The 24,132-nt window shown below is 66.7% G+C and carries 23 protein-coding genes; 6 read left to right on the forward strand and 17 right to left on the reverse strand.

What is annotated here, in order from left to right; translation table 11 throughout:
* Positions 1-78: 78 nt before the first annotated feature.
* From FAZ98_RS16385 to FAZ98_RS16415, 7 genes are all read right to left on the reverse strand, one after another.
* Positions 79-1,041: an IclR family transcriptional regulator gene (locus FAZ98_RS16385; protein ID WP_158952369.1), complete on the reverse strand. Its 963-nt coding sequence runs from the start codon at positions 1,039-1,041 to the stop codon at positions 79-81.
* A 193-nt stretch (positions 1,042-1,234) separates the two neighbouring features.
* The gene (locus tag FAZ98_RS16390; RefSeq protein ID WP_158952370.1) at positions 1,235-2,224 is read right to left on the reverse strand and encodes a PDR/VanB family oxidoreductase; all 990 of its coding nucleotides are present in this window, start codon (positions 2,222-2,224) and stop codon (positions 1,235-1,237) included.
* A gap of 48 nt (positions 2,225-2,272) precedes the next feature.
* Positions 2,273-2,722, reverse strand: a complete 450-nt coding sequence (locus tag FAZ98_RS16395; protein WP_158952371.1) for a RidA family protein — start codon at positions 2,720-2,722, stop codon at positions 2,273-2,275.
* Entirely contained in the window at positions 2,722-3,738 is a 1,017-nt protein-coding gene (locus FAZ98_RS16400; protein WP_158952372.1) for an aromatic ring-hydroxylating oxygenase subunit alpha, read from the reverse strand. The genes FAZ98_RS16395 and FAZ98_RS16400 overlap by 1 nt, the downstream gene beginning before the upstream one ends.
* 14 nt (positions 3,739-3,752) lie before the next feature.
* Positions 3,753-3,971, reverse strand: a complete 219-nt coding sequence (locus FAZ98_RS16405) for a recombinase-like helix-turn-helix domain-containing protein (RefSeq protein ID WP_158952373.1) — start codon at positions 3,969-3,971, stop codon at positions 3,753-3,755.
* Positions 3,968-4,300, reverse strand: coding sequence for a hypothetical protein (locus tag FAZ98_RS16410; RefSeq protein WP_158952374.1), 333 nt, complete (start codon positions 4,298-4,300; stop codon positions 3,968-3,970). Before FAZ98_RS16410 ends, FAZ98_RS16405 begins: the two co-directional genes overlap by 4 nt.
* An 87-nt stretch (positions 4,301-4,387) precedes the next feature.
* A complete protein-coding gene (locus FAZ98_RS16415) occupies positions 4,388-5,731 on the reverse strand; it encodes an MFS transporter (RefSeq protein ID WP_407672115.1) in 1,344 nt (447 codons plus the stop codon).
* 388 nt (positions 5,732-6,119) lie between these two features.
* Here FAZ98_RS16415 and FAZ98_RS16420 point away from each other — a divergent pair, with 388 nt between their 5' ends.
* Both FAZ98_RS16420 and FAZ98_RS16425 read left to right on the forward strand, forming a co-directional pair.
* Positions 6,120-7,250, forward strand: a complete 1,131-nt coding sequence (locus tag FAZ98_RS16420) for an FAD-dependent monooxygenase (protein ID WP_199272379.1) — start codon at positions 6,120-6,122, stop codon at positions 7,248-7,250.
* A 36-nt stretch (positions 7,251-7,286) separates the two neighbouring features.
* On the forward strand, positions 7,287-8,048 hold the full coding sequence (locus FAZ98_RS16425) for an IclR family transcriptional regulator (RefSeq protein ID WP_158952375.1): 762 nt from the start codon (positions 7,287-7,289) through the stop codon (positions 8,046-8,048).
* A 36-nt stretch (positions 8,049-8,084) separates the two neighbouring features.
* Here the strand turns inward: FAZ98_RS16425 and gcvA are convergent, their stop codons facing one another.
* Complete coding sequence (gene gcvA, locus FAZ98_RS16430; protein ID WP_158952376.1) at positions 8,085-8,984, reverse strand: transcriptional regulator GcvA; 900 nt, start codon at positions 8,982-8,984, stop codon at positions 8,085-8,087.
* Positions 8,985-9,126: 142 nt separating this feature from the next.
* Here gcvA and FAZ98_RS16435 point away from each other — a divergent pair, with 142 nt between their 5' ends.
* A complete protein-coding gene (locus tag FAZ98_RS16435; protein WP_158952377.1) occupies positions 9,127-10,437 on the forward strand; it encodes an adenylosuccinate synthase in 1,311 nt (436 codons plus the stop codon).
* A 13-nt stretch (positions 10,438-10,450) separates the two neighbouring features.
* Here the strand turns inward: FAZ98_RS16435 and FAZ98_RS16440 are convergent, their stop codons facing one another.
* Genes FAZ98_RS16440 through bdcA form a run of 4 tightly spaced genes read right to left on the reverse strand, consistent with a single transcriptional unit; the run spans position 10,451 to position 13,407 of the window.
* Positions 10,451-11,314: an NAD(P)-dependent oxidoreductase gene (locus FAZ98_RS16440; protein ID WP_158952378.1), complete on the reverse strand. Its 864-nt coding sequence runs from the start codon at positions 11,312-11,314 to the stop codon at positions 10,451-10,453.
* Positions 11,315-11,353: 39 nt separating this feature from the next.
* Positions 11,354-12,352, reverse strand: coding sequence for an alpha/beta hydrolase (locus tag FAZ98_RS16445; protein ID WP_158952379.1), 999 nt, complete (start codon positions 12,350-12,352; stop codon positions 11,354-11,356).
* Positions 12,353-12,364: 12 nt separating this feature from the next.
* A complete protein-coding gene (locus FAZ98_RS16450) occupies positions 12,365-12,682 on the reverse strand; it encodes an EthD family reductase (RefSeq protein ID WP_158952380.1) in 318 nt (105 codons plus the stop codon).
* Positions 12,679-13,407 carry an SDR family oxidoreductase gene (gene bdcA / locus FAZ98_RS16455; RefSeq protein ID WP_233272784.1) on the reverse strand — a complete coding sequence of 243 codons (729 nt, stop codon included), beginning with the start codon at positions 13,405-13,407 and terminating at the stop codon, positions 12,679-12,681. The genes FAZ98_RS16450 and bdcA overlap by 4 nt, the downstream gene beginning before the upstream one ends.
* A 69-nt stretch (positions 13,408-13,476) precedes the next feature.
* On the opposite strand from bdcA, the gene FAZ98_RS16460 reads away from it, so the two are divergent.
* Positions 13,477-14,088, forward strand: a complete 612-nt coding sequence (locus FAZ98_RS16460) for a TetR/AcrR family transcriptional regulator (RefSeq protein WP_158952381.1) — start codon at positions 13,477-13,479, stop codon at positions 14,086-14,088.
* 26 nt (positions 14,089-14,114) lie between these two features.
* Here FAZ98_RS16460 and FAZ98_RS16465 read toward each other — a convergent pair whose 3' ends face one another.
* Positions 14,115-15,044 (reverse strand): LysR family transcriptional regulator, encoded by a 930-nt coding sequence (locus FAZ98_RS16465; protein ID WP_158952382.1) that lies wholly within the window; start codon positions 15,042-15,044, stop codon positions 14,115-14,117.
* 48 nt (positions 15,045-15,092) lie between these two features.
* On the opposite strand from FAZ98_RS16465, the gene FAZ98_RS16470 reads away from it, so the two are divergent.
* Complete coding sequence (locus tag FAZ98_RS16470; RefSeq protein WP_158952383.1) at positions 15,093-15,842, forward strand: sulfite exporter TauE/SafE family protein; 750 nt, start codon at positions 15,093-15,095, stop codon at positions 15,840-15,842.
* A 165-nt stretch (positions 15,843-16,007) separates the two neighbouring features.
* On the opposite strand, the gene FAZ98_RS16475 is transcribed toward FAZ98_RS16470, so the two are convergent.
* A complete protein-coding gene (locus FAZ98_RS16475; protein ID WP_158952384.1) occupies positions 16,008-17,228 on the reverse strand; it encodes an MFS transporter in 1,221 nt (406 codons plus the stop codon).
* A gap of 116 nt (positions 17,229-17,344) precedes the next feature.
* On the opposite strand from FAZ98_RS16475, the gene FAZ98_RS16480 reads away from it, so the two are divergent.
* Positions 17,345-18,244, forward strand: coding sequence for a LysR substrate-binding domain-containing protein (locus FAZ98_RS16480; protein ID WP_158952385.1), 900 nt, complete (start codon positions 17,345-17,347; stop codon positions 18,242-18,244).
* A 51-nt stretch (positions 18,245-18,295) separates the two neighbouring features.
* Here FAZ98_RS16480 and amaB read toward each other — a convergent pair whose 3' ends face one another.
* From amaB to gltA, 3 genes are all read right to left on the reverse strand, one after another.
* Positions 18,296-19,813, reverse strand: a complete 1,518-nt coding sequence (amaB, locus tag FAZ98_RS16485) for an L-piperidine-6-carboxylate dehydrogenase (RefSeq protein WP_158952386.1) — start codon at positions 19,811-19,813, stop codon at positions 18,296-18,298.
* A 196-nt stretch (positions 19,814-20,009) separates the two neighbouring features.
* Positions 20,010-22,280 carry an amylo-alpha-1,6-glucosidase gene (locus tag FAZ98_RS16490; RefSeq protein ID WP_158952387.1) on the reverse strand — a complete coding sequence of 757 codons (2,271 nt, stop codon included), beginning with the start codon at positions 22,278-22,280 and terminating at the stop codon, positions 20,010-20,012.
* 233 nt (positions 22,281-22,513) lie between these two features.
* Complete coding sequence (gene gltA / locus FAZ98_RS16495; RefSeq protein ID WP_158952388.1) at positions 22,514-23,815, reverse strand: citrate synthase; 1,302 nt, start codon at positions 23,813-23,815, stop codon at positions 22,514-22,516.
* Between the last annotated feature and the right edge of the window lie 317 nt (positions 23,816-24,132).

The raw sequence follows: 24,132 nt of genomic DNA on the forward strand, positions 1-24,132 counted from the left end.
GCCGCTTTTTTTATCGCCCCGCTTTTTTATCGCCCGCTCGCACGAGCGAATGCTTCGCCGCGCTCGGGCATGCAAGCCTCAAGCGTTCACATAAACGAGCGTCGGGTCGTCCACGCGCGGCCGGTAGTTGAGCCGCGCCGAGAGATCGAGCGCCGCCTGGCAGGCGCGCGAGACGAGCGGCGCGCGTTCTTCGTCGCCGATATCGGAGCGCGGCACGGTAACCGAGAGCGCCGCGACGATACGGCCGGTGTGGTCGCGCACGGGTGCGCTGATCACGGAAATGCCGCGCTCGAACGAGGCTTCGCTCAGCGCGTAGCCTTGCGCGGCCGTGGCGCGAATGCGCTGATACAGGTCGTCGACGGTCGCGGGCGTGCGCTCGGTGTAGCGCTCCAGTTCGCGCTCGGGATAGAGGCGGCGCAAATCGGCGAGCGTGAGGTCGCCCATCAGCACCTGGCCGTGCACGGTGGCGTGCGCGGGCAAGCGCGTGCCGACGTGAACCTTCACGGAATTGAACATGGAGTCGCGCGTCTGGGCGCGCGCGACGAACGCCACGTCGCGCTCGTCGCGAATCAGCAGATGGGAACTGAAGCCCGTGTCGTCGCGCAGACGGTCGAGAATGGGCTGACCGAAATCGGTCAATTCGAGCGAGCTCAGATATTCGAAGCCGAGCCGCAGCACCGCGACGCCCAGCCGGTAGCTGCGCTCGCCCGCCGCCCGCTCCAGAAAGCCGAGCGATTCCAGTGTTTGCAGCAGGCGGAAGGTGGTCGTGCGCGGAATGCCGATGCGGCGCGACAGTTCGGGCGCGCCCAGCACCGGTTCGCGCGAGGAGAATTCGGCAAGGATGCGCAGGCCGCGCTCGAGCCCCGGCACAGAGTAGGCCGAAGCGCCGCTGTCTTCGTCGGATTCGGGCCCGGAAGCGCCTTCAGCGCCGGGCGTGGCGACGCCCGGCGTACCGACGCCCGGCGTTTCGGCTTCGTCCAGCTTGGACGCCTTCTCGGCGGCGGACCGTTTTGCTGTGCCTGTCGTAGTTGCTCGCGCCATGATCGGCAGAAATCGCAGTAGGAGAGACTGCGATGATAGCGTGAAGGCCTGGCGTAGTCGCCATTCCCCAAAATCTATCGCTTTCCGCCGACGCGCGAACGCCGCCGGTTTATCGGCGCTTCATAGCCGCTTCATAGCCGCGTCATAGCCGGTTTATCGACACGTTCGACCACGCCGTACGCGCCCTGCGCGCTCAAAGATCGAGTACGAGCTTCTCGCCCTTGCAGCCCGAGACGCACACCATCATCACCTGATTGGCCGCGCGTTCCGAGGCGCTCAGCACGGAGTCGCGATGATCCGGGCAACCGGAGAGCACGCGCGTCTCGCACGAGCCACAAATGCCTTCCATGCAGCTGTGCTCGACCTCCACGCCCGCCGCCAGCAGCGAATCGAGCAGCGTCTTGCCCGGCGCGACTTCGACGAGCTTCTTGCTGCGCGCCAGCTCCACGCTGTAGCCGTGATTCGCGGCGGGCTCGGCCTGCACCACGGCCGCGAAGCGCTCGATGTGCTTGTTGGCGATGCCAACGGTTTCGCACGCGGCGTCGAAGGCGTCGAGCATGGGCGCGGGGCCGCAGCAGTACACGTGCGCATCCGCGGGCACGTTGGCGAGATACGACTTCAGGTCGACCGGGCGGCCGTCGTTGTCGACGTCGAAATGCACCTCGAGCTTCGCCTCGGTCGCACTGGCTTCGCTCATCGCGCGCAGTTCGTCGATGAACGCCGCGTGCTCGCCGCTGCGCGCGCAATAGAGCATCTGCACCGGGCGGCCGAGTTCGATCAGGCGCCGATACATGCACAAGATGGGCGTGACACCGATCCCGCCCGCGATCAGCACGCTGTGCGCGGCGTTTTCGTCGAGCGCGAACAGATTGCGCGGCGCGGAAAGCTGCACGCTCATGCCCACGCGGAAATTCTCGTGGATGAAGCGCGAGCCGCCGCGCCCTTTCTTGTCGATCTGCACGCCCACGACATAGCGATCCGTCTCGCCGCACGGATTGAGCAGCGAGTAGCTGCGCAAGAGCCCGCTGGCCAGATGCAGGTCGATATGCGCGCCGGGCTCGAACGCCGGGAAGCGCTCGCCGCGCGGCGGGATCAGCTCGATGCTCATGATGCCAGGCGCCTCGTGGCGCAGCGTGCGTACGAGGGCCGTGAAGCCGGCTTTGCTAGCGGAGGGATTGCTCATCTTTGCGTCTCTTTACGGTGCTGCTGATTTACTGCCTGAATTGCCGCGCTACCGCACTGCCTGCGCGAGGCCGATGCGCGCGCAGGCTTCGATTTCCACGGTCAGCTCGGGAAACACCAGCCCCGAGACTTCCACGAGCGTCGAACACGGATACGCGCCGCCCGCCGCCACCTGCGCGGCGAAGAAGTCCTGGCGCGCGCGCCCCACTTCGGTTTTATCGGCGATCTCGGTCACGTAGACCACGAGCTTGTAGATGCCGCCGATCGTGCCGCCCGCCGTTTCCACCAGTGCGCGGATCTTCTCCAGCACGACCCGCGTCTGCTCGTAGGTCGAGAGCGGCTTGCCCGCCTCGCTCGCCTCACGCGTGGCCGGATGCGCGGTCATGCCCGACATCACGATCTCGTCGCCGATCACGAGCGCATTGCTCCACGTGGCGTGCGACGCGTCGGGCACCTGCTCGCAGCGCACCCGCTCGATGGACTGAAGCACCGCGCTCATCAGGCCGCTCCGTTCTCGATCTGCGCCTTCGCGAGATTGCGCAGATGACGGCGCAACCGCACGATGCCCATGTCGTGCTGATACAGATGCTCGTTCTGGTTCGCGTCCGGCTCCATGAATTCGAGGATCTCGCGATCCTGCTCGAGCACGGCCCAGTGGCGCGCTTCCAGGCGGTTGCGGTACAGGAAGCGCCACGCGTCGCGCTGCCAGCCATCCACCTTGCGGCAACGCCAGTGGAACACGGCCGCGAGGTTGGGCGCGATCGGCGTATAGCTGCCGATGATGATGAAGTTGCCGCCGGGGCCGCCGGTTTTCGGATACGGAATTTCCAGACGCATCCAGTGCGTGCCCGTGTCGGCCCATTCGGTCCAGTCGAAGTTCACGTCGCGCTGACCGACCTTCTCGAACATGAAGCCGCGGTCCGTGTCGCGAATCGCGAAGGTCGCGCTGATGTCGCCTTCGGCCATCGAATGCGACTGCTTGTGCAGATACGCGCCGTGCATCGGGTCCATCACGTTGTCGAGCACGTAACGGTAGTCGCCCTTCCACTCCGTGTAGCAGAGGAACGACGAGAAGCCTTCGCCCGTGAGTTCTTCCGGCAGCACGAGCGGCGGCGGCTCGTCGATATTGGTCGCCGAGTTGTACAGCCACAGCGCGCCCGCGCGTTCCTGCACGTGGAACGAACGCGCGCCGCGCGAGCCTTCGAGCTTGCAGCCGGGGCTGCCCGGCACCGAGGTCACGACGCCGTCGCAACGCACGTGCACGCCGTGATAGCCGCACTGGATGCGGTCGCCGAGCACCACGCCGCGCGACAGCGGCGCGCCGCGATGCGGGCAGTGGTCTTCGAGCGCGTACGGCGTGCCGTCCACGTCGCGCCAGAACACGAGCTTGCGGCCGAGGCGGCGCAGCGAAACCGGGTCCTGCTTCACGAACGACGACGGGCAGATCGGGTACCAGAGATTCTGCAACCCGCGCGCCAGCGTGCTTTCGATGTCGTCCTTTTGATCCGTATTCATGGGGTTCTCCGTGTTCACTGTCCCAGCCGCGCCATTTCGGCACGGAAGTTGTCTTCCGTCCACGCTTCGCCGTTTTGCGCGCGCGGGCCGGACTCGTTCAGGTAGGCGACCAGTTCCGCCAGCACGGTGATGCCCTGCGCGAACGCGCGTTCGATCGCGTCGCCGAGCAGGTTTTCGTATTGGGTCGGGGGACGTTGCCGCGCCTGATGCGGCTCAAGATAGCGATCCATCATTTACCTCCATTGCGAACCCGCTCGCGAATGCGTTCGCGAACCGGCAAAAAATCATAGGTCGGATAACACTCGGTGCTGAACACGCCCCATGCCGAGCGCTCCAGTTCCAGATTGACGATGGGCAGCAGACGCGGCGGCACTTCGAGCGTCACGATCTGGCCAAAGCCCATCGCCACCGTCCACGACACGATGCGCACGCCTTCGGGCGGGAAACGGTCCCACCACTCGGCTTCCTTCAGCTTGGTCTGAATCGCGTCGAGATTGTTCGATTGGTCGTGCCGCAGAAACACGGTAATGAGGACCGTGTCCTGCGCGTTTTCAGACGTCATCGTTGTAGCTCCTTGTTGCATGGGGACAGTCTTGTTTCGTTCGTTCTTGCGCTCGTTCTTGCGTTCGTGCTTCGCGTCAGTTCCCGCTCAGTTCTCGAGCTGTTCGAGCACCTGACCCTTCGTTTCGATACCGAGCCAGTGAATCACCACGGCGGCGAGGAACAGCACCGCGCCGAACGCGTAGAACGCCACGCTGATATTCGCGGTGATCGTCTTCGAGACGAGCGCCGGGGCCGCGATCGCGGCAATCTTGAGCCACGCGCTGCCCACGCCGCAGCCGAGCGCCCGCACGCTGGTCGGGTACAACTCCGGCGTGTACACATAGGCGGTGATGAAGCCGCAACCGAGCAAGCCGAACGACAGCGCGCAGAACGCGCCCACCACGTACACCGAGCTGTCGTGGAAGATCGCCGCGCAGAACAGCGCCAGCGCGCACAGCACGAACGACACGTTGATCACCGGCTTGCGGCCCACCTTGTCGACCACCAGCGCGCAGACCAGCGAGCCGATCACGCCGAGCACCGAAGCGCCCACCGCGAGATTCAGCGCGAGTTGCAGCGGCGCGTGATAAACCGTCTTGTAGATGGTCGGCAGCCACGTGAGCAGGCCGTACTGGATCACGCCGCAGGTCATCCACAGCATGGCCACGGCAATCGTGCGCTTGAGGTACAGCGGGCCGAACAGGTCGCGCACGGTGCGCTTCGGGTGCGCGGCGGAAAGCTGCGCCTGGCGCACGTCGTCGGTTTGCGGCAGCGGCGGCAGCGGACCCTTGACGCTGGCTTCGAACGCGGCGATCGACTCGGCGGCTTCCGCCATGCGGCCGCGTTGACCGAGCCAGCGCGGCGACTCGGGCACGAGATGGCGCAGCGTGAAGAACAGGATCAGCGGAATGCCGCCCACGAAGTAGATCACTTCCCAGCCGAGCTTCGGCACGAGCCACGCGCCCAGCGCATTCGACACCAGCAGGCCGATCGGGAAAATGATCTCGTACAGCAGCACGAAACGGCCGCGGCCGTGAGCGCGCGTGATTTCGCTGATATACGCCGCCGCAACTGGCAGCTCGCCGCCGAGCCCGATGCCCTGCGCCGCGCGCAGCGCCACGAACACCGCGTACGACGGCGCGAAGCCGCAGGCAATGCTGGTCACGCCGATAATGCCCGAGCTCCACGCGATCGTCTTCACGCGGCCGTAGCGTTCCGCCAGCGCCGGAAACAGCAGCGCGCCGATCAGTTGCCCGACCGAGCCCGCCGCGATCAGAAACGCGATCTGCGAGGGCGAGAGATGCCACTTCGCGATCAGCATCGGCAGCGTCGCCGCAATGGCGATCACGTCGAAGCCGTCGAAAAACGTCGCGCAGCCAATCAGTACACGCGCGCGCACCTGCATCGCGTTGCCGGGCAGCCGCTCCATGCGGGCAACGATGCCGCCCATCGACAGACCGGTCGACGCGCTCGCCGCGCCAACTCCTGCTGCACTGTTCACCTCGACCTTCATTTCCATAAGGGTTGCGTCGTCAAGTAGCGGTTGAACGGTCACCGTGGTCTCTTTCTCGGGCCACTTGTTCCGTATAAGGAACAACGATTCGTATATGGTGAATTTTACGCCGTGTCTTTGCCCGGAAAAAAATGATTTTGGGATCTTCAGGGAAAACACTGACGCGCTACGTCGCCAACGCCGCCAATCGTGCTTGACACCGTTTTATGTATCGCATTCGGGCCACAGAAAGCGTTGCGGACAAAATAAAAAGCTCTCACAATCGGCACTGTTCATTTTCTTAACACACAGTTCATTTTTGAACACATCCCATAGAGAGAGCATTATGTTGAAGGTCGGGATCAATGGCGGCGGGATCGGCGGGCTGGCGGCGGCCATCGCCATCGGGCGCGCGGGACACGAGGTCACGGTGTTCGAGCAGGCGGAAGCGTTCGGCCGGGTCGGCGCCGACATCAACCTGACGCCGAACGCGGTGCGCGCGCTCGACGGCCTCGGGGTTGGCGAGTTGCTACGCGAGACGGCGGCGCGTCCGTCGGCGCGTATCAGCCGCATGTGGGACACGGGCGCGGAAACCTCGCGTCTGCCGATGTCGGACGAAGCCGAGCGCCAGTACGGCGCGCCGCAATTGACCATGCATCGCGCCGACGTCGTGAATGCGCTCGCGCAGGCCGTGCCCGCCGAGCGGCTGCGGCTCGGCCATCGCGTGAAGGGGTTCGCGCAGCGCGAAGACGGCGCGACCGTCACGCTCGCAAACGGCGGCGCGCACGACTTCGACCTCGTGATCGGCGCGGACGGCATTCATTCGGGCGTGCGCGAATTCGTCTTCGGCGAGGACCGGCCGCAATTCACCGGCGTGGTCTCGTACCGCGCGGTGGTGCCCGCCACGAAACTCGCAGGCCTCGAACTGGGCACGTTCGTGAAGTGGTGGGGCCCGACGCCCGAATCGCAGATCGTGACCTTCCCGCTCAATCGCGGCCGCGACGTGTTCATCTTCGCGACCACGGCGCAAACCGACTGGACCAACGAGTCGTGGACCGCGCCGGGCGACCCGGACGCGCTGCGCGACGCCTATCAGCACTTCCACGCCGACGCCCGCGCGCTGCTCGCCGCGTGCGACACCGTGCTCGCCTCCGCGCTGTACGTGCGCGACCCGCTGCCGCTGTGGAGCCGCGGCAGCTTCACGCTGCTCGGCGACGCCTGTCACCCGATGATGCCGTTCATGGCGCAAGGCGCGGGCATGGCGATCGAAGACGCCGTGGTGCTGTCGCGCGCGCTTCAGGACGCATCGCCCGCCACGCTCGGCGCGGCACTGCAGCGCTACGAAAACGCGCGCCGCGAGCGCACCGCGCGCATCCAGATCGGCTCGCGCGGCAACAACTGGCTGAAGGAAGGCGGCAACGCGGACTGGGTCTACGGCTACGACGCCTGGGCCGTACCGCTGGCATCTCTGGCATGATGCCAATCCCTTCCTGACCGACCGAGCGTGACCCGCATGACCGCTTCTCCCGAACGTCGCGCCGATTCATCGGGCGCGGTCGAGCGCTCGCTGCGCCTGCTGCGCTTCATCGCCGAAGGCGGCAGCACGCGCAATATCGCGGACACCGCGCGCCGCATCGGCGTGAACCGCGTCACGCTGATGCGGCTCATCGCCACGCTGGAGCAGGCGGGCATGATCGTGGCGGGCGACACGGGGCACCGGCTCGGCCTGCCGTTCCTCACACTCGCCTCCGCCGCGCTCGGCTCGTCCAGCCTGATCGCGCGGGCGCGCGAAGTGTTGCCGGGGCTCGCGGCCGCCACGCGCATGTCGGCGTATCTCGTGGTGCGCGAGGAGCACGAGATCGTCTACTGGCTCGCCGAAACGCCGGACACGCCGCTCGTGAGCCAGATACGCGTGGGCAGCCGCCTGCCTGCGTACCGCGCCACGCCGGGCCTCGCCATGCTCGCCCAGCTCGCCGAGACCGAAGTCGCGAACCTGTGCGACTCGGCATGGCACGACGACGACGCGCCCACGTGGGACGCGCTCGCGAAACGCCTCGCGCCCATTCGCGCCGAAGGTTGCGCATGGAGCCATTCGGGTCTGGAGCCGGGCATCGATTCGTGCGCGGCGCCCATCGTGAGCGGCGACGGCACCGTGCTCGCGGCGTTGAGCGTGGCCGGCCCGTCGCAACTTTTTCTGGAGGCGCCGCGCTCCTCCGAGGCGCTCGCCGAACACGTGAAGTCGGCGGCGGCGCAGATTTCGCGGCTGGTGGGCTGAGCGCGAGCGGGTGCGCACACGCTCGCGCAAAGGCCTTCAGGCGCTCCGTGAAAAGCGCTGGCCGAGTTCGCGCAGCCACGCGAGGAACAACTCGATCGCCGGATCGTCGATACGCGCGTGGCGCACGTAGCTGCAATAGCGCCACGCGGGCAGCGCGGGCCCGTCGAACGGAAACACGAGCCGCCCTTCCTGCACGTCGAGCGCGACCAGCGCGGTCGGTCCCATCGCCACGCCCAAGCCGTCGATGGCGGCCTGCAGGGTGAGATAGAAATGATCGAGCTGCTGCGCGTTGCGCGCCGCCAGCCCCGCGTGGCCGCTCGCCGCGAGCCACTCCGCCCACAGCCCCGGATACGTCGCGCTATGCAGCAGCGTGTGCTGCGCGAGGTCCGCGACCGTGCGGATCGGATGCGCTTCCAGCACCTTCGGCGAGCACACCGGCAAGCGCACTTCCGATAAAAATTCGTGGGCCACGAAGCCCGTGGACTTCTGCTCGCTGCCGCGTATCGCCACGTCGCAGTCGTCGCCGAGTTTTTCGATCGGCTCGTCGGACGTCGTGAGCCGGACTTCCACGGCCGGATGCGTCAACTGAAAACCGGAAAGCTGCGGCAACAGCCAGCGCAACGCAAAAGTGGTGGGCGCGTTCACACGCACGATCTGCGCGCGCGTGGACCGCACCTGCTCGTGCGTCGCGAGCGCGATGCGATCGAGCGCCGCCGAGATTTCCGGCAGATACGCGCGCCCCGCCGCGGTCAGCACCACGCGCCGCCCGCGTCGCTCGAACAGCGGATGCCCGAGCCACGCTTCCAGTTGCCCGACCTGGCGGCTCACCGCACCGTGCGTGACGCACAGCTCGCCGGCGGCGGCGGAAAAACTCTCCGCACGGGCCGCGGCTTCGAATACGCGCAACGCGTTCAACGGGGGCAAGCGACGGGCCATGACATCGTCCTATGTGATTTTTCCTGACAAGCTAGATGATTTTATATCGCTTTTCGCAAGCTGCTGTGATGCTTATATTTTGCCCTTTCGTCGCAGATTCGCTCGTGGATCTGTTCGATAAACTCACCAGGGAAATAGCCGGATGTCGAATGTTGTGGTGGTCGGCGCGCAATGGGGCGATGAAGGAAAAGGCCGAATCGTGGATTGGCTGGCCGAGAGCGCGAATATCGTGGTCCGTTACAACGGCGGCCACAACGCCGGGCACACGCTGGTCGTGGACGGCCGCACCTACAAGCTCGCGCTGCTGCCGAGCGGTGTGGTGCGCGGCAAGCTCGGCCTGATCGGCAACGGCGTGGCGCTCGATCCCGAGGCGCTGCTCGCGGAAATCGACCGCATGGCCGCGCTGGGTATCCACGTGACGCCCGAGGTGCTGCAAATCGCCGAAACGGCCACGCTCGTGCTGCCGGTGCATCGTGCGATCGACGCCGCCCAGGAGCGGCTGCGCGCGCAACCGCTCGGCACGACGCTGCGCGGTATCGGCCCGGCATACGAGGACAAGATCGGCCGCCGCGGCCTGCGCGTGTGCGATCTCGCCGATCCGGCGCGGCTTGCGCAACAACTCGCCGCGCTGCTCGATCACCACAACGCGTGGCTGCGCGGCTCGGGCCTGGAACCGTTCGCGCTCGAACCGATGCTGGGCGATCTGCTGGCGATGGCGCCGCGCGTGCTGCCGTTCGTCGGCCGCGTGTGGGAACGGCTCGACGCCGCGCACACGGCGGGCGAGCGCGTGGTGTTCGAAGGCTCGCAGGCCGTCATGCTCGACGTGGATTGGGGCAGCTATCCCTACGTGACGTCGTCGAGCACCGTCGCGGCGGGCGCGGCGAGCGGCGCGGGCATCGCGCCCTCGCGTCTCGGGCGCGTGCTCGGCGTGAGCAAGGTCTACGCAACGCGGGTGGGCGAAGGCCCGTTCACCTCGGAAGCGCACGGCGCGACCGGCGACACGCTGCGGCAACGCGGCGGCGAATACGGCGTCAACACGGGCCGCCCGCGCCGCTGCGGCTGGCTCGATATCGTGCAGTTGCGCCAGAGCAGCAAGGTCGCGGGCATCGACCTGCTCGCGCTGACCAAGCTCGACGTGCTCGACGGTTTCGAATCGATCTCGCTGTGCGTGGGCTACACGCTCGACGGCGCGCGTATCGACTATCTGCCCGCCAGCGAGGCCGAACAGCAGCGCCTCGAGCCTGTGTACGAGCACTTCCCCGGCTGGCGCGGCAACACGCGCGGCGTGCGTTCGTGGGACGCGTTGCCGCGCGAAGCGCAGGCGCTGATCGAAGCGATCCAGCGCGAGGCGGGCGTGACAGTCGCGATGATCACGACCGGCCCGGAACGCGACGATGCGATCGTGCTGCGCGCGCCGTTCGCCGATGCCGAGCGCGCCGCCATCGCCCGTTGATTTCCGTCGTGCTTCAGTCGCGCGGCGGCGGCACCTGCCCCAGCGTCAACGCGGCCATGGCGGACCAGTCGAGTTCGCCCATGCCCGCCGCCACGGTGTCCGACATGCGCTCGCGCACGGCCGCGAGCATCGGCAACGCGCGGCCGGTTTCGCTGGCCGCTTCCGTGGCGAGACGCAAGTCCTTCAAACCGAGCCTCGCCTTGAAACCGGGCTCGTAGCGGTTCGCCGCGATGTTCGCCGAATACACCTGATACGAGCGGCTGCCGAACAGCGTCGCGAGGATCAGCTCGAAGAACGACTCGCGCGCGAGACCGTTGCTCTCGGTGAGCACCACGGCTTCCGCCATCGCCTCGATCGCCATCGTGATCATCATGTTGCAGGCGATCTTGGCGGCATTCGCCGTGGGCGCATCGGGGCCCATGTCCCAGACGCGTTTGCCGATCACGTCGAGCAGCGGCCGCACCTTTGCCAGCGCTTCGGGCGGGCCGCCCGCGAGCACGTTGAGTTCGCCCTTCGCGGCCACGTCGGGGCGGCCGAGCACGGGCGCCGAGACATACGCGAGGCCCGCAGCCGCATGCTGCGCCGCGAGTTCGCGCGCGAACGCCACCGAGATCGTCGATGTCACCACGTGCACGAGGCCCTTGCGCGCGCCTTCGAGCACGCCGGGCGCGAGCAGCGTCTCGCGGATCGCGTTGTCGTCGGCGAGCATGGTGAAGGCGGCGTCGCCCTGCAAGGCTTCTACTTGCGAGGCCACCATCGTCACGCCCTCCACCGCGCCGCCCGAGCGGTTCCATGCCTTGACCGTGTGCCCCGCGCCCGCAAGATTGCGCGCCATCACGCTGCCCATGGCGCCGAGTCCGAGAATGCCGATTTCCATGTGCCTGCTCCTTTTGATCAGGAATGCGGATTAATTCGCTTACGCTTCCGTTTTACGCACGATCCAGTCGAGCACCGGCGCGAGCGCCTCGTCCGAGTTGCGTTCGTAGATCAGACCGTGACCGTTGCCGCGCACGCCGTGATCGGCGAGCGCGAGCAGTTCCGCCGACGCACCGCACGCGTTGAGGAACGCGGCCGTGGGCGGACTCGCCGCCGCGAACGCCGAGGCTTCCGCCGTCACGATCAGGATCGGCAAGCCGGCGAGCGCGGGCAGCGCGTAGTCGCCCGCGCGCATCTCGCGCAGCGCGGCGGGGTCGTGCACGGGCGGCTCGAACGTCAGCGGCGCGGCCGTGGGTCCCCAACGCATCGCGCCGATGTTGGGAATCGCCGCGAACGGCGGCCCCATCGGCTCGATCGCGGCGATGGCCTTGACGAGCCGCGGGCGCCGGTCCGCCACGAGCCAGCCGTCCGGCCCCGACGCCGAATGCGTGATCAGAATGGCCGGGCCGATGCGGTCGAGCAGCGCGGCGGTGCGATCGGCATCCATCGTTTCGGACAACTCGAGATCGCGCGGCAGCGGGCCATAACCGGCGATGAATTCGTCCATCGCCGCGGTGTCGTCGCTGGCGAACGGCCATTGCGTGTGACGCGCGTCGTCGCCGGGAAAATAGATGCGCTGGCCGCCTTCGTACAAGAACGGCGGCCCCATCTCGCCGAGCGTATCGACGTGATACGGCGAGCGGCCGTGGCCGGGGCGGTCCACGACCAGCACAGCATAACCGGCCTCGACGAGCCGTTGCGCCCAGCCCGGCCGGCCGTCGGGCGTGTCGAACCATTCGGTGCCCTGAAAGCCGCCGCCATGCATGAGCACAACGGGCCACGGCCGCACGACCTGCTCGGGCGCTTCCCATTCGACGTACATCGGCCCGCGTTGAACCGTTTTATCGCCAGTCGTCACGCGTTCGCCAGCGATCCAGAAATGCCCGCGCCGGATCGTGCGCGCGGCGGTCGTGGTCCACGGTGCAAAAGCTTCGCTCATTGGGAATCCTGATTAAATTGCCGCCGCGCGCGTGCGGCGCGGCGTCATGTCGGTGAAATTCGCGACGTCGGCCATCACTTCGGCGCTTTCCGGCGAACCGAACGCGGCCGCCACGGCGGCGGCGTCGCGGAACGTGCACTCGCACACGGCCTGCGTGCCGTCCTGCGCCACGGCCGGGAAAAACGCCGCGACACGCAGCAAGCCGTAGCGCGACCAAAGCCGCAGCACGAGCGGCAGATGACGCTCCACGTACCACGCGCGATCGAAGCGCGCGTGCGCTTCGCCTGTGTAAGTCACGTGGATCGTGACCGTGTCTCCCGTCGCGCTCATGCGCCGAACCCGCCGTCGATGGTGTGCATCGCGCCGGTGATGCCGCGCGCGGGCGGCGACGCGAGATACATCACGAGTTGCGCCACCTCGCTCGCCGTGCCGTGACGGCGGATCGCCATTTCGTCGTGCATTTGCGTGGCGAGCGGACCGTCGGCGGGATTCATGTCGGTGTCGGTCGGGCCCGGCTGGACGACGTTCACGGTGATGCCGCGCGGCCCGAAGTCGCGGGCGAGACCGCGCGCGAGGCCCTGCAACGCCGACTTGCTCATGCCGTACGCCGTGATGCCCGCGAACGGCATGCGGTCGCCATGCACGGACCCGATGGCGATGATGCGGCCGCCGTCCGGCATCCTGCGCGCCGCTTCGACCATCGCGTGGTACGCGCCGCGCACGTTCACGTCGATGAGCCGGTCGACCGCGTCGGCGTCGAGCGTCAACGGGTCGCCGCTCAGCAGCAGCCCGGCGTTGTAGACGAACGCGTCGAGCGGCCCCGCCGCGCGGATCGAGTCGAGCAGCGCCGCGCGCTCGGCGGCGTCGGCCTGAACGGCCTGCGCGCCCGTGGTTTCGGCAAGCGCGAGCGCGGCGTCGCGCGAACCCGCATAGGTAAAGCGCACCGTGGCGCCCGCGGCCGCGAACGCCGTCACGATGGCCGAGCCGATCCCGCGGCTGCCGCCCACCACCATCACCGTTTTGCCGCGCCAGTCCTTGCTGTCCTGCATCGCCATGTCAGATTCCTTGAATTAATTTAGCGACCACTATATATTTCAGCGAACGCATGAGCAAGGAATTTTTTAGTGACCACTAATTTAAAGACGCCCGCCGATACGGGGACGAAACCCGGACGCGGCCGACCGCGCGCGTTCGATCCCGACGGCGCGCTCGCCATTGGCCAGCAGTTGTTCCATGCGGCGGGCTACGAGGCGGTCGGCCTGAGCGCGATCACCGACGCGCTGGGCATCAAGCCGCCCAGCTTCTACGCGGCGTTCGGCAGCAAGGCGGATTTTTTCGAGCGCGTGCTGGAGCGCTACGCCAGTACCGAAATCGCATTGGGCGGCGTGCTGCGGCCCGGCCGCGCGCCTGTCGAGGCACTCGCCGACCTGCTCGAGCAGGCGGCGCGCAACTACGCGAAAGACCCGCAGCGGCGCGGCTGCCTCGTGCTCGAAGCGGCGCGGGGCAACGACGCCAGCGAGAGCGCGCCGATGGCGCGGCGCATTGCGGAACGGCGGCGCGCGCAGGTGCGCGAGTTCGTCGCGGCCACGCATCCGCAGGCGGCGGACCGTGTGACCGATTTCGTTTCCACGCTGATGTCGGGGTTGTCGTCGGGCGCGCGCGAAGGCATGGGCGAAGCGCGTCTGCTGGAGGTGTCGCGCGCGGCGGTGGCGAGTCTGGACGCGTTGCTGCGCTGAACGTCCGCCGTCACGCCAGACTCTGGTTATGCTTCGTCGTCCGAACGAAGCAGATCGAGATGTTCGGCGAGCCGCGCGGCCGCGGGCGTGAGCGCCCGGAAATCGCGTGCGCACAGGTACAAACACCGCGCCGCCCACGGGGCGTCGAGCGCGACGACGCTCAGCCCGCTCTGCCGCAGTTGCGCGACGCCAGCCTCGGACAACACCGTGATGCCGACGCCCGCCTCGATCATCATCCCGACCTCGGCGAGATTGCGCAGCTTGATGCGATACGGAATCTGCCGCCCGAGCCGCGCCGCGCGTTCCGCGAGATGGACTTCGAGCGCGCCGTCGGCGAGACCGACGAACGGTTCGTCGAGCAGCTCCGGAAAGCTCACGCGCTGGCGCTGCGCGAACGGATGCGCCGCGCTCATCACCACGACGAGCCGGTCCTCGGCGACCAGGCGCGTCTGCAGCGCGAACAGATCGGTCGTGTCGGCGACCACGCCCAGTTCGGCGCGCTCGTCCAGCAGCGCCTCGACGATCTCGATGCTCGGCCGCTCCTCCAGATCGACGGAAAGATCGGGGCACGCGCAGAGAAAACGCCGCAGCCTGGGCGGTAGATAGCTCGTGAGCGAAGCGGTATTCGCGAGCAGGCGCACGCGCCCGCGCAAACCCTGCGCGTACATGTGCAGGTCGCCGTGCAACTCTTCCACTTGCCGCAGGATCAGGCGCGCGTGCCGCGCCAGCGCGTCGCCGGCCGCCGTGGTCTGCACGCCGCGGCGGCTGCGCTCGAATAACGGCGCGCCGAGATCGCCCTCGATGCGCGCCACGCGCTCGCTCACCGAAGCCAGGGCGAGATTCATCGCGCGTGCGCCCTGCGTGAAGCTGCCGTGCTCGATGATCGACAGGATCAGCCGCATGTCCGTGAGGTCGACGCGCACGCGCGTGCCTTCGGTTGTGCCGAAGTAGGTCATTGGAAATTCCAGATTGTGAAAGGCCGACGCGAAACGTAGCATCGTCGCATGGACTCCCTCCTTACCCTTTTCGCCGCGGGATTGGCGGCCGGTGCGATGAACGCGCTGGCCGGCGGCGGCTCGTTCGTCAGTCTACCCGCGCTCATCGCCGCCGGTGTGCCACCGGTTCAGGCGAACGCTTCGAGCACGGTCGCGCTGTTCCCAGGCGGGCTGGCGAGCGCGTGGGCGTATCGCGACGGTTTGAGCCCGGGCGCGGGCGGCGTGTCGCTGAAAGTGCTGTTGGCGGTAACGGTCCTGGGTGGCGTGAGCGGCGCGCTGTTGCTGCTGCATACGCCGTCGGCGGCGTTTCGCGAGGCGTTGCCGTGGTTGATGCTGGTTGCATTTCTCACGCTCGCGTTCGGCAGAACGGTCGGGGCGAAGCTGCGGGCGCGCGGCCATATCGGCAAGTCGGTGATGCTGCCCGTGCAGTTCGCGCTGGGCGTGTACGGCGGCTATTTCGGCGGCGCGGTCGGCATCATGATGATCGCCGTGTGGGGCCTGCTCGAGGGCGTGGACCCGAAGCAGCTCAACGCGCGCCGCACGCTCATGGTGAGCGCGGCCAACCTCATGGCGGTCGCGACGTTTATCGCCGCGCACGCGGTGTACTGGGAACAGACGGCCGTGATGCTGGTCGCGTCGATCGGCGGCGGCTATGCGGGCGCGCAACTGGGGCGGCGCACGCCCGCGCGCGTGATCCGCATTGGCACGTTGCTGCTCACGGCCGCGATCACCACGTGGTTTTTCGTGCGCGCCCAATAATCACCGACTAGTGCGAGGAGACAACATGCTGCAGGCTCTGATCGATACCGTGGGTGCGCTTGCGGTGCTCGCGAGTTTCGTCGTGCGAATTGGCGAACGGTTGAAACGCTAAGGATTGCTGATGTTGCGCGATACGGCATCGACGCGTCATCGACATATTCGATCTCAACGCGTGGCGCGTGGCGCACTCGTTCGCGGCGCGTCCGGCATGCGCCTACCCTCGCGCCAGAACGCGTGCACGAGCGCGCCCACCAGCGCCTGCGCGCCGATCACGAACGCCACGCAGCCGGCCCAGCCCCAGCGATGCCACATCGGCACGGGCAACACCGAGCCGAGACTGCCGCCCAGGTAATAGCAAGAGAGATAGATGCCGATGGCGGTCGAGCGCGCGCTAGCGGCGCGCTGCGAAATGAACGCGTTGGCCGACGCCTGCTCGACGAACACCGCGGTGGAGCCGAGCGCGAGGCCGACCAGAATCGCGATCACGTTGCCCGACAGCGTGAACAGACTGCCGACGATGCCCAGCGCCACGGCGGCGAGCGCGAGATCGCGCGGACCGCGATGCCGCGCGATGCGCCCCGAGATCGGCGTGACGACCACGGCGACGAGAAACACCGCGTAGATCGCTCCGATCCCGACCGTGGAGAAAGCAAACGGCGCGCGCGTGAGCCGTAAGCCGATGAACGTGAAGGTCGCGACCTGCGAGGCGAGCACGCACGCGCCCACGCCGAACGAGGCGAGCAAAGGCGCGCGCAGCACGTTGCGCCACGGTGCGCGAGCGGCGCTGGTTTTTTCCGTCGATGCCGATGTCGATGCCGAGGCCAACGCGCCTGCGGGCGAACCCGGCAGGCACGCATAGATCGCGCAGCCCGTGACGAGACACAGCAACGCGTCGAAGTCGAGCGCGTGCCGCCAGCCCAGCATCGCCGTGAGACCGTTGGTGATGAAGCGTCCCGCGAAGCCGCCGAGCGTCGTGCCAGCGACGAACAGCGCGCCCACCTCGGTCGCGCCTTCGCGGCCGTAGCGCTCGCCAATGAAGGTGATCGAGAGCGCGAAGACGAACGGCATCAGCAGGCCCGCCGCGAAGCGCGCCGCCAGAAACGCGCCGAAGCTCGCGGTATGCGCCGACCACAACGCCGGCAACGCCGAAGCCAGCGCCGCGCACGCAATCGCCTTGCGACGTTCGAACGGCGCCGCCAGCAAGCCCACGAAGGGCGCGATAATGGCGACGGCCAGCGTGGTCGCGCTCACGCCCTGCCCCGCGTGCTCCGCGCTCACGTCGAAGGCGAGCGCGAGTTCGCGCAGGATGCCTTGCGTCGAATAAAGATTGATGAAGGCCGCGAAGCCGCAGAGGAAAAACGCGGCGCGATATTTTCGTTCGTTCACGTGAGGAGTGAGTGCGTGTGTGTCGATGTCGATGTCGGGTCGTATCGACAGTCTGACGATTGCGCAGCGCACGCGCCAATACCGTTTTCATCGCCATTGATACCGCCAGGACAACAATGCTCGATTTGCGCCGCCTACGCTATTTCGTGACCGTCGCCGAGGAATTGCACTTCGGCCGCGCCGCCGAACGCCTGCGCATCGCCCAACCGCCGCTCACGCGCCATATCGCGGCGCTCGAAACCGAACTGGGCATTCGTCTGTTCGAGCGCTCCACGCGTTCCGTGCAGCTCACGCCGCAAGGCGCGCTGTTTCTCGAGCGCGCGCGCACCGTGTTGCAGGCGGTGGGCGAAGCGGAAAACTCGGCGCGCAAGATGGCGCAAGGCGTGGCCGGCCGCATCGCGATCGGCTATACGAGTTCGATTCCGATGTCCGAGGCGTTCGCGGAAATCGTGCGCCGCGCGGGCCGCGCATTACCCGACGTCGACCTCACGTTTCGCGAGGTCGCGACGGCGAGCCAGCAGCGGCAGATCGCAGACGGCACGCTCGATATCGGCTTTGGCTGGTCGGCGCGCGATGCGCGCGAAGACGGCCTCAAAACGCTCGTGGTGACGCGCGAGCCGCTGGTTGCGGCCGTGCCGTCCGGCAGCGCGCATGCCGCGCGACCGGCGCTCGACTTCACGGCGTTGCGCGACGAAACCTTTCTCGTGTTTCCGCCCGGCTACGGCTCCGCGATCAACACGGCGCTCGACACGCTGTGCGCGCAAGCGGGCATCACACCGCGTCTCGGCCCGACGGCCTCGCAGGTCGCCACGCTCGTGTCGCTCGTGGCGGCCGAACGCGGCGTGGCGATCGTGCCCGCGTTCACACGCACGTTGCAGCGGCCGGGCGTGACGTATGTGCCACTCCAGGGCGGGCATGGGCTCGAGCAAACGCTATCGTGGGTCGAGCCGTTCGGGGCGGCGTGTGTCGAGCGCTTCGTTGCGCTAGCGAGAGAGGTCGCGAAGGACAGCGCATAAAAAAGCCCGCAAAACGCGGGCTTTTTTACGATCACTCGACACCCGCCCAACTCACTCGACACTAAAATCGATGCCCTGCGCCAGCGGCAACGCCGAAGAATAATTCACCGTATTGGTCGCGCGCCGCATATAGGCCTTCCACGCATCGGAGCCCGATTCGCGGCCGCCGCCCGTTTCCTTCTCGCCGCCGAAGGCGCCGCCGATCTCCGCGCCGCTCGGCCCGATGTTGACGTTGGCGATGCCGCAGTCGCTGCCCGCATCGGAAAGGAAACGCTCGCTCTCGCGCAGGTCGTTCGTGAACACGCATGACGAAAGACCATGCGCGGCGGCGTTGTTCGCGGCGATGGCCTCGTCGAAATCGGCGTACTTGAGCACGTAGAGAATGGGCGCGAAGGTTTCAGTCAGCACGACCCCGGTTTGCTTCGGCATTTCGACGATCGCCGGGCGCACGTAAAAGCCCTGCTCGCTGCCCGCCACCGCATGACGCTCGCCGCCGAACACCGTGCCGCCCTCGCGTTTCGCCTGCGCGAGCGCCGCCTGCATGCGCGTGAACGCGTGCTCGTCGATAAGCGGTCCCATCAGCGTGCCCTGTTCGAGCGGATTGCCAATCTTGACCTTGCCGTAGAGCGTCTTGAGGCGTTCGACGGTCGTGTCGTACACGCTCTCGTGCACGAACAGGCGGCGCAGCGAAGTACAGCGCTGCCCCGCCGTGCCCACCGCCGAAAACAGGATGCCGCGCAGCGCGAGTTCCCGGTTCGCCGTTGCACCGACGATGCCCGCGTTGTTGCCGCCGAGTTCGAGCAGCGAGCGGCCGAAGCGGCGGGCGACTTCCACGCCCACCGCGCGGCCCATTTCCGTGCTGCCCGTCGCGCTCACGATGGTCGAGCGCGGGTCGGCCACGAGCTTCGCGCCCACCTCGCGGCCGCCGATCACGACGCTCGTCAGTCCCGCGGGCGCATCGCCGAACTCCCGCAACGCGTCTTGCAGAATGGCGTCGACGGCCAGCGCCGTGAGCGGGGTTTTCTCGGAAGGCTTCCACACGACCGCGTTGCCGCACACGAGCGCGAGCGCCGCGTTCCACGACCACACGGCCACGGGAAAATTGAACGCCGAGATCACGGTGCACACGCCCATCGGATGCCAGGTTTCGGCCATGCGATGACCGGGGCGCTCGGAGGCGATCGTCAAGCCGTAAAGCTGACGCGAGAGGCCCACGGCAAAGTCGCAGATGTCGATCATCTCCTGCACTTCGCCCATGCCTTCCTGCAGGATCTTGCCGGTCTCCAGCGTAACGAGCGCGCCGAGCGCGCGTTTCTTCTCGCGCAGCTTGTTGCCGAGCAGGCGCACGAGTTCGCCGCGACGCGGCGCGGGCACGTCGCGCCACGCCTTGAAGGCCTGCTGCGCCTGCGCGAGCACCGCATCGACCTCGGCAATGGACTGGCTCGCCACGCGGCCGATGCGCGCGCCGTCGATTGGCGAATGCACGGCGATACCGTGTTGATCGCCGCTGTCAGCCGCCTGCGTGCACTGTGCGATGCCGAGTTCGTCGAGGAGCGTCGATACGTTCATGGTGCGAATCCCTTGAAATTGGACCGAATCATATGTTTCCGATAGGAAACACACGGATCCGACGCACTATACACGCGCTGTTTTCCGGCGACAATTTGCGGATTCCCTAAGCGAATCGCCTTCGCCAAAAACGACGAAGCGGGCGCATTTCCGATTGGAAACACGCCCGCCTTCATCACGCCGTGCGACGTTGGCGTTACAGCAGCGCGACCACCTTCACGTCGCTGCGGTCCGCCGAAGCCACGACCTTGCCGCCATCCACGCGCCGGAACGTGAGTGTGACCGTCGACTTACCCACGCGCAGATCACCCACTTCGAGCCAGTCGATGCCTTCGGGCAGCATCGGCTGTTCGACGCGCACTTCGTTGCGCGCCGCGTCGATCGTCACGCCCAGGCACGCTTCGAGCATCATGAACGGCGAACCCGCGGCCCACGCCTGCGGCAGACACGCAACGGGATACGCCGTAGGCGGCTCGCCGCGGCGGCGCGGGAAACCGCAGAACAGTTCGGGCAAGCGCATGTCGAAGGTCACGGCCGCTTCGAACAGCGCCTGCAAGAGCCGCACCGCCGCTTCCTTGCGCCCGTAGCGCGCGAGGCCGCGCGCGCAGATCGCGTTGTCGTGAGGCCAGACCGAGCCGTTGTGATACGCCATCGGATTGAAGCGCGCCTGGCCCGCCGCCAGCGTGCGCACGCCCCAGCCCGTGTGGAACAACGCCGACTCGAGAATGCCCGCGACGGCGCGGCCGCGCTCGTACTCGGGCAGGCCGAACGCGAGCAGATGCCCCGCGTTCGAGGCGAGCACGCGGCACAACTCGCCGTGGCCGTCGAGCGCGATGCCATAGAACTCCGACTCCGGCATCCAGTACTTTTCCTCCACGGCGCGGCGAATCTTCGCGGCGCGCGCCGCATAGCGCGCGGCGTCTTCGACGAGGCCGCGATGCGTGGCGAAACGCGACATCGTCTCGAACGCGGCGCTCGCATAGGCCTGCACTTCGACGAGCGCGATCGGGCCGTCGGGGAAACGGCCGTCGGCATGGAACACGGAGTCGTGGCTGTCCTTCCAGCCTTGATTCGCGAGGCCGCCTTCCGATTCGCGCCGATAGTCGAGCAGACCGAGCTTGTTGCGATCGCAAACGCCCGCGACCCACGCGGCCGCGCGTTCGAGCGCGGGCCACAGTTCGTCGATCAACGCGAGGTCGCCGGTGCGATCGACATACGCGCCCGCGAGCACCACGAAGAGCGGCGTCGTATCCACGCCGCCGTAATAGAGCGCGAACGGCACTTCGCCCGTGGCGGCCATCTCGCTCTTGCGCATCTCGTGCATGATCTTGCCGACCGCCGCGTCGCGGAACGCCGAATCCTCGCGCGCCTGATGCGCCGCGAGAAAGCGCAGCACGCCGCGCCCCAGCGCGGGCGTGAGCCACAACGTTTGCAGCGAGGTGATGACGGCGTCGCGGCCGAACGGCGTGGAGAACCACGGAATGCCCGCGTACGGATACGGGCCGGTGGGCAGATCGGTCGTGAGCAGGCCGAGATCGGCGATCGAGCGGTTGATCCACGCATTGAAGAGCGGATTGCTCGAGCGCAGCCGCGCCGCCGAACGGCGCCGCTCGCGCATCACGATATGCGAGTCGACGAGCGCCGCGCGCATGGCCGCGCGGCCCACGCGCTGCCCCGAATTCACGAGGCAATGATCGGGCTGGATGATGCCGGCGCTCGGCGCGCCGGGCGTGGCGCCTTCGAGCGCTTCCACTTCGATCGAGACGGTGAGGTAAAGCGACACGCACGCCTGCGCGGGCAGATCGACGGTGAAGTCGGCGCGATCGGCGAGCAGTTGCGCGGGCGCCGGTGAAAAGTCGATGCGCACGCGGCGCGCGACGTGATCGAGGCCGATGTACTCGAGCCGCACCGTGCCTTCTTCCACACGCGGCGGCGTGAGCGTGCCGCGTTTTTCGCGCTTAAGGCCGCGCACTTCGAACATGTCGCGGAAGTCGCTCGCGAACGAGACCGACACGGGCACCACGGCGTCCGTCGTGCCGTAGTTCGTCAGTTCGATCGCCTCGGTCATCATCGTGCCGGAGAGCACGCGTTCGCGCGAAACGTGGATCACGCCTTCGGGCGTGGTCGATCCGCCGAGCGGCGGCAACGGGCGATTGGTGAGGTGCGCGGTGAACGCGGTGTTGTCGCTGCTCACGCTGCCCGAGAGCAGTGAGGGCACGCGGCCGCCGAACGTGAGACGCAGCGAGGAAAGCACGCGCGTGTCGTTGACGAAGAGACCGTCGTCGATGCCGGTGATGTCGCCGAGCGGGTCGTTGACGATGAAGGTGCCGCCCGACTTCAGCACGTGCTGGGTCGCGCTCGCGACCTCGGGCGTTTCGGGCGCGATGAACGCGCCGTCGATGTCTTGCCGGGGATGATCCACGCCGCCTGCTCGCGTGACGCCGCCGAGTCCTTCAGGATCCTGCATTGCAATGCCTCCGTTAGGTCGCCTACCTTGCTTCGGTTTCGATTCTAGCGGCTTAGCCCATTGCGATGCTGAAGGATGCGCGGTCATGCGGGCCGTCTGCAAATACCGTGCGCGGAAAAAATTGCGGGCGCCGGCACGCTTTCACGTGCGGGCGCCCGTTTTCAGGCTGCTTTTTACGCTACATCGTTATCGATCGTGTTGCGCGATCTCGAACGACAGCGGCGCGACAATGCTCAGCGCTGCGCGATCGGCTTGGCTTCGCGAGCCGTCTCGCCGATGAACAGCTGACGCGGACGGCCGATCTTCTGTTCCGGATCGCCGATCATTTCGTTCCACTGCGCGATCCAGCCCACCGTACGCGCCATCGCGAAGATGCAGGTGAACATCGCGGTCGGAATGCCCAGCGCGCGCTGCACGATGCCCGAGTAGAAGTCGACGTTCGGGTAAAGCTTGCGCGACACGAAGTATTCGTCTTCGAGCGCGATCTTTTCGAGCGCCATGGCGAGCTTGAACAGCGGGTCGTCGTGCAGGCCCAGTTCGTTGAGCACTTCGTAGCACGTTTCGCGCATCAGCTTCGCACGCGGATCGTAGTTCTTGTACACGCGGTGACCGAAGCCCATCAGCTTCACGCCGGAGTTCTTGTCCTTCACCTGCTCGATGAACTTCGGAATGTTGTCGACCGAGCCGATCTCTTCGAGCATGTTCAGCGCGGCTTCGTTCGCGCCGCCGTGCGCCGGCCCCCACAGGCACGCGATGCCCGCCGCGATACACGCGAACGGATTCGCACCCGAAGAACCGGCGAGACGCACCGTCGAGGTGGACGCGTTCTGCTCGTGGTCCGCATGCAGAATGAGAATGCGGTCGAGCGCGCGCACCAGCACGTCGTTGACCTTGTACTCTTCGGCCGGGTTCGAGAACATCATCTGCATGAAGTTCGCGCTGTACGAGAGATCGTTGCGCGGATACACGAACGGCTGGCCGACCGTGTACTTGTACGCCATCGCCACCAGCGTGGGCAGCTTCGCGATCATGCGGATCGCCGACACTTCGCGATGTTCCGGGTTATTGATGTCGAGCGAGTCGTGATAGAACGCGGACAGCGCGCCGACCGCCGCCACCAGAATCGCCATCGGATGCGCGTCACGGCGGAACCCCCGGAAGAAGAAGTGCATTTGCTCATGAACCATCGTGTGGTTCGTGACCATCGCGACGAATTCGTCCTTTTGCGCCTGCGTCGGCAGTTCGCCCTTGAGGAGCAGATAGCAGCTTTCGAGGAAGTCGGCGTTTTGCGCGAGATTGTCGATCGGGTAGCCGCGATAGAGCAACTCGCCCTTGTCGCCGTCGATATAGGTGATCGCCGAATTGCACGACGCCGTCGACATGAAACCGGGGTCGTACGTGAACATGCCCGTCTGGCCGTACAGCTTGCGGATGTCGATCACGTCCGGGCCCATCGTGCCCTGGTAGACCGGCAACTGGACGCTCTCCGCCTGACCGGGGATCGTGAGCGTAGCGTGTGTCTTCGAATCGATCATGTTGTGTCCTTTTTGCTGTCACTTCGCAAATGATCGCAGCGCGGCAAAGTGGCGTAGGCGCCACTGCAAGCTGCGACCGCATGCCGCATTCTACGGCGCGATGCAGCATCGATTGATAGCGCAATTCGCAACAATGCCTCTTTTACACCGCAACACTGTCAAGCTTTCATCTAGCTTAATACAAGTTCTTGCAACAATATTTTGCTAGTGCAATGCAACATGCGACACTTCACCTCTGCGATACTGCTTGACATGCGATTCGCCAGTCGAATTGCACCGCGGTAATTATTGCCACACGCGCTTAAAGCAAAACGTAA

Source organism: Paraburkholderia acidisoli, from assembly GCF_009789675.1.
Taxonomy (GTDB): domain Bacteria; phylum Pseudomonadota; class Gammaproteobacteria; order Burkholderiales; family Burkholderiaceae; genus Paraburkholderia; species Paraburkholderia acidisoli.

What these genes read in the sequence shown, in the direction of transcription:
- FAZ98_RS16385 (WP_158952369.1), bottom strand. Translation starts at nt 1,041, where the DNA reads ATGGCGCGAGCAACTACGACAGGCACAGCAAAACGGTCCGCCGCCGAG.
- FAZ98_RS16390 (WP_158952370.1), bottom strand. Translation starts at nt 2,224, where the DNA reads ATGAGCAATCCCTCCGCTAGCAAAGCCGGCTTCACGGCCCTCGTACGC.
- FAZ98_RS16395 (WP_158952371.1), bottom strand. Translation starts at nt 2,722, where the DNA reads ATGAGCGCGGTGCTTCAGTCCATCGAGCGGGTGCGCTGCGAGCAGGTG.
- FAZ98_RS16400 (WP_158952372.1), bottom strand. Translation starts at nt 3,738, where the DNA reads ATGAATACGGATCAAAAGGACGACATCGAAAGCACGCTGGCGCGCGGG.
- FAZ98_RS16405 (WP_158952373.1), bottom strand. Translation starts at nt 3,971, where the DNA reads ATGATGGATCGCTATCTTGAGCCGCATCAGGCGCGGCAACGTCCCCCG.
- FAZ98_RS16410 (WP_158952374.1), bottom strand. Translation starts at nt 4,300, where the DNA reads ATGACGTCTGAAAACGCGCAGGACACGGTCCTCATTACCGTGTTTCTG.
- FAZ98_RS16415 (WP_407672115.1), bottom strand. Translation starts at nt 5,731, where the DNA reads ATGGGCGGCATCGTTGCCCGCATGGAGCGGCTGCCCGGCAACGCGATG.
- FAZ98_RS16420 (WP_199272379.1), top strand. Translation starts at nt 6,120, where the DNA reads ATGTTGAAGGTCGGGATCAATGGCGGCGGGATCGGCGGGCTGGCGGCG.
- FAZ98_RS16425 (WP_158952375.1), top strand. Translation starts at nt 7,287, where the DNA reads ATGACCGCTTCTCCCGAACGTCGCGCCGATTCATCGGGCGCGGTCGAG.
- gcvA (WP_158952376.1), bottom strand. Translation starts at nt 8,984, where the DNA reads ATGGCCCGTCGCTTGCCCCCGTTGAACGCGTTGCGCGTATTCGAAGCC.
- FAZ98_RS16435 (WP_158952377.1), top strand. Translation starts at nt 9,127, where the DNA reads ATGTCGAATGTTGTGGTGGTCGGCGCGCAATGGGGCGATGAAGGAAAA.
- FAZ98_RS16440 (WP_158952378.1), bottom strand. Translation starts at nt 11,314, where the DNA reads ATGGAAATCGGCATTCTCGGACTCGGCGCCATGGGCAGCGTGATGGCG.
- FAZ98_RS16445 (WP_158952379.1), bottom strand. Translation starts at nt 12,352, where the DNA reads ATGAGCGAAGCTTTTGCACCGTGGACCACGACCGCCGCGCGCACGATC.
- FAZ98_RS16450 (WP_158952380.1), bottom strand. Translation starts at nt 12,682, where the DNA reads ATGAGCGCGACGGGAGACACGGTCACGATCCACGTGACTTACACAGGC.
- bdcA (WP_233272784.1), bottom strand. Translation starts at nt 13,407, where the DNA reads ATGGCGATGCAGGACAGCAAGGACTGGCGCGGCAAAACGGTGATGGTG.
- FAZ98_RS16465 (WP_158952382.1), bottom strand. Translation starts at nt 15,044, where the DNA reads ATGACCTACTTCGGCACAACCGAAGGCACGCGCGTGCGCGTCGACCTC.
- FAZ98_RS16470 (WP_158952383.1), top strand. Translation starts at nt 15,093, where the DNA reads ATGGACTCCCTCCTTACCCTTTTCGCCGCGGGATTGGCGGCCGGTGCG.
- FAZ98_RS16480 (WP_158952385.1), top strand. Translation starts at nt 17,345, where the DNA reads ATGCTCGATTTGCGCCGCCTACGCTATTTCGTGACCGTCGCCGAGGAA.
- amaB (WP_158952386.1), bottom strand. Translation starts at nt 19,813, where the DNA reads ATGAACGTATCGACGCTCCTCGACGAACTCGGCATCGCACAGTGCACG.
- FAZ98_RS16490 (WP_158952387.1), bottom strand. Translation starts at nt 22,280, where the DNA reads ATGCAGGATCCTGAAGGACTCGGCGGCGTCACGCGAGCAGGCGGCGTG.
- gltA (WP_158952388.1), bottom strand. Translation starts at nt 23,815, where the DNA reads ATGATCGATTCGAAGACACACGCTACGCTCACGATCCCCGGTCAGGCG.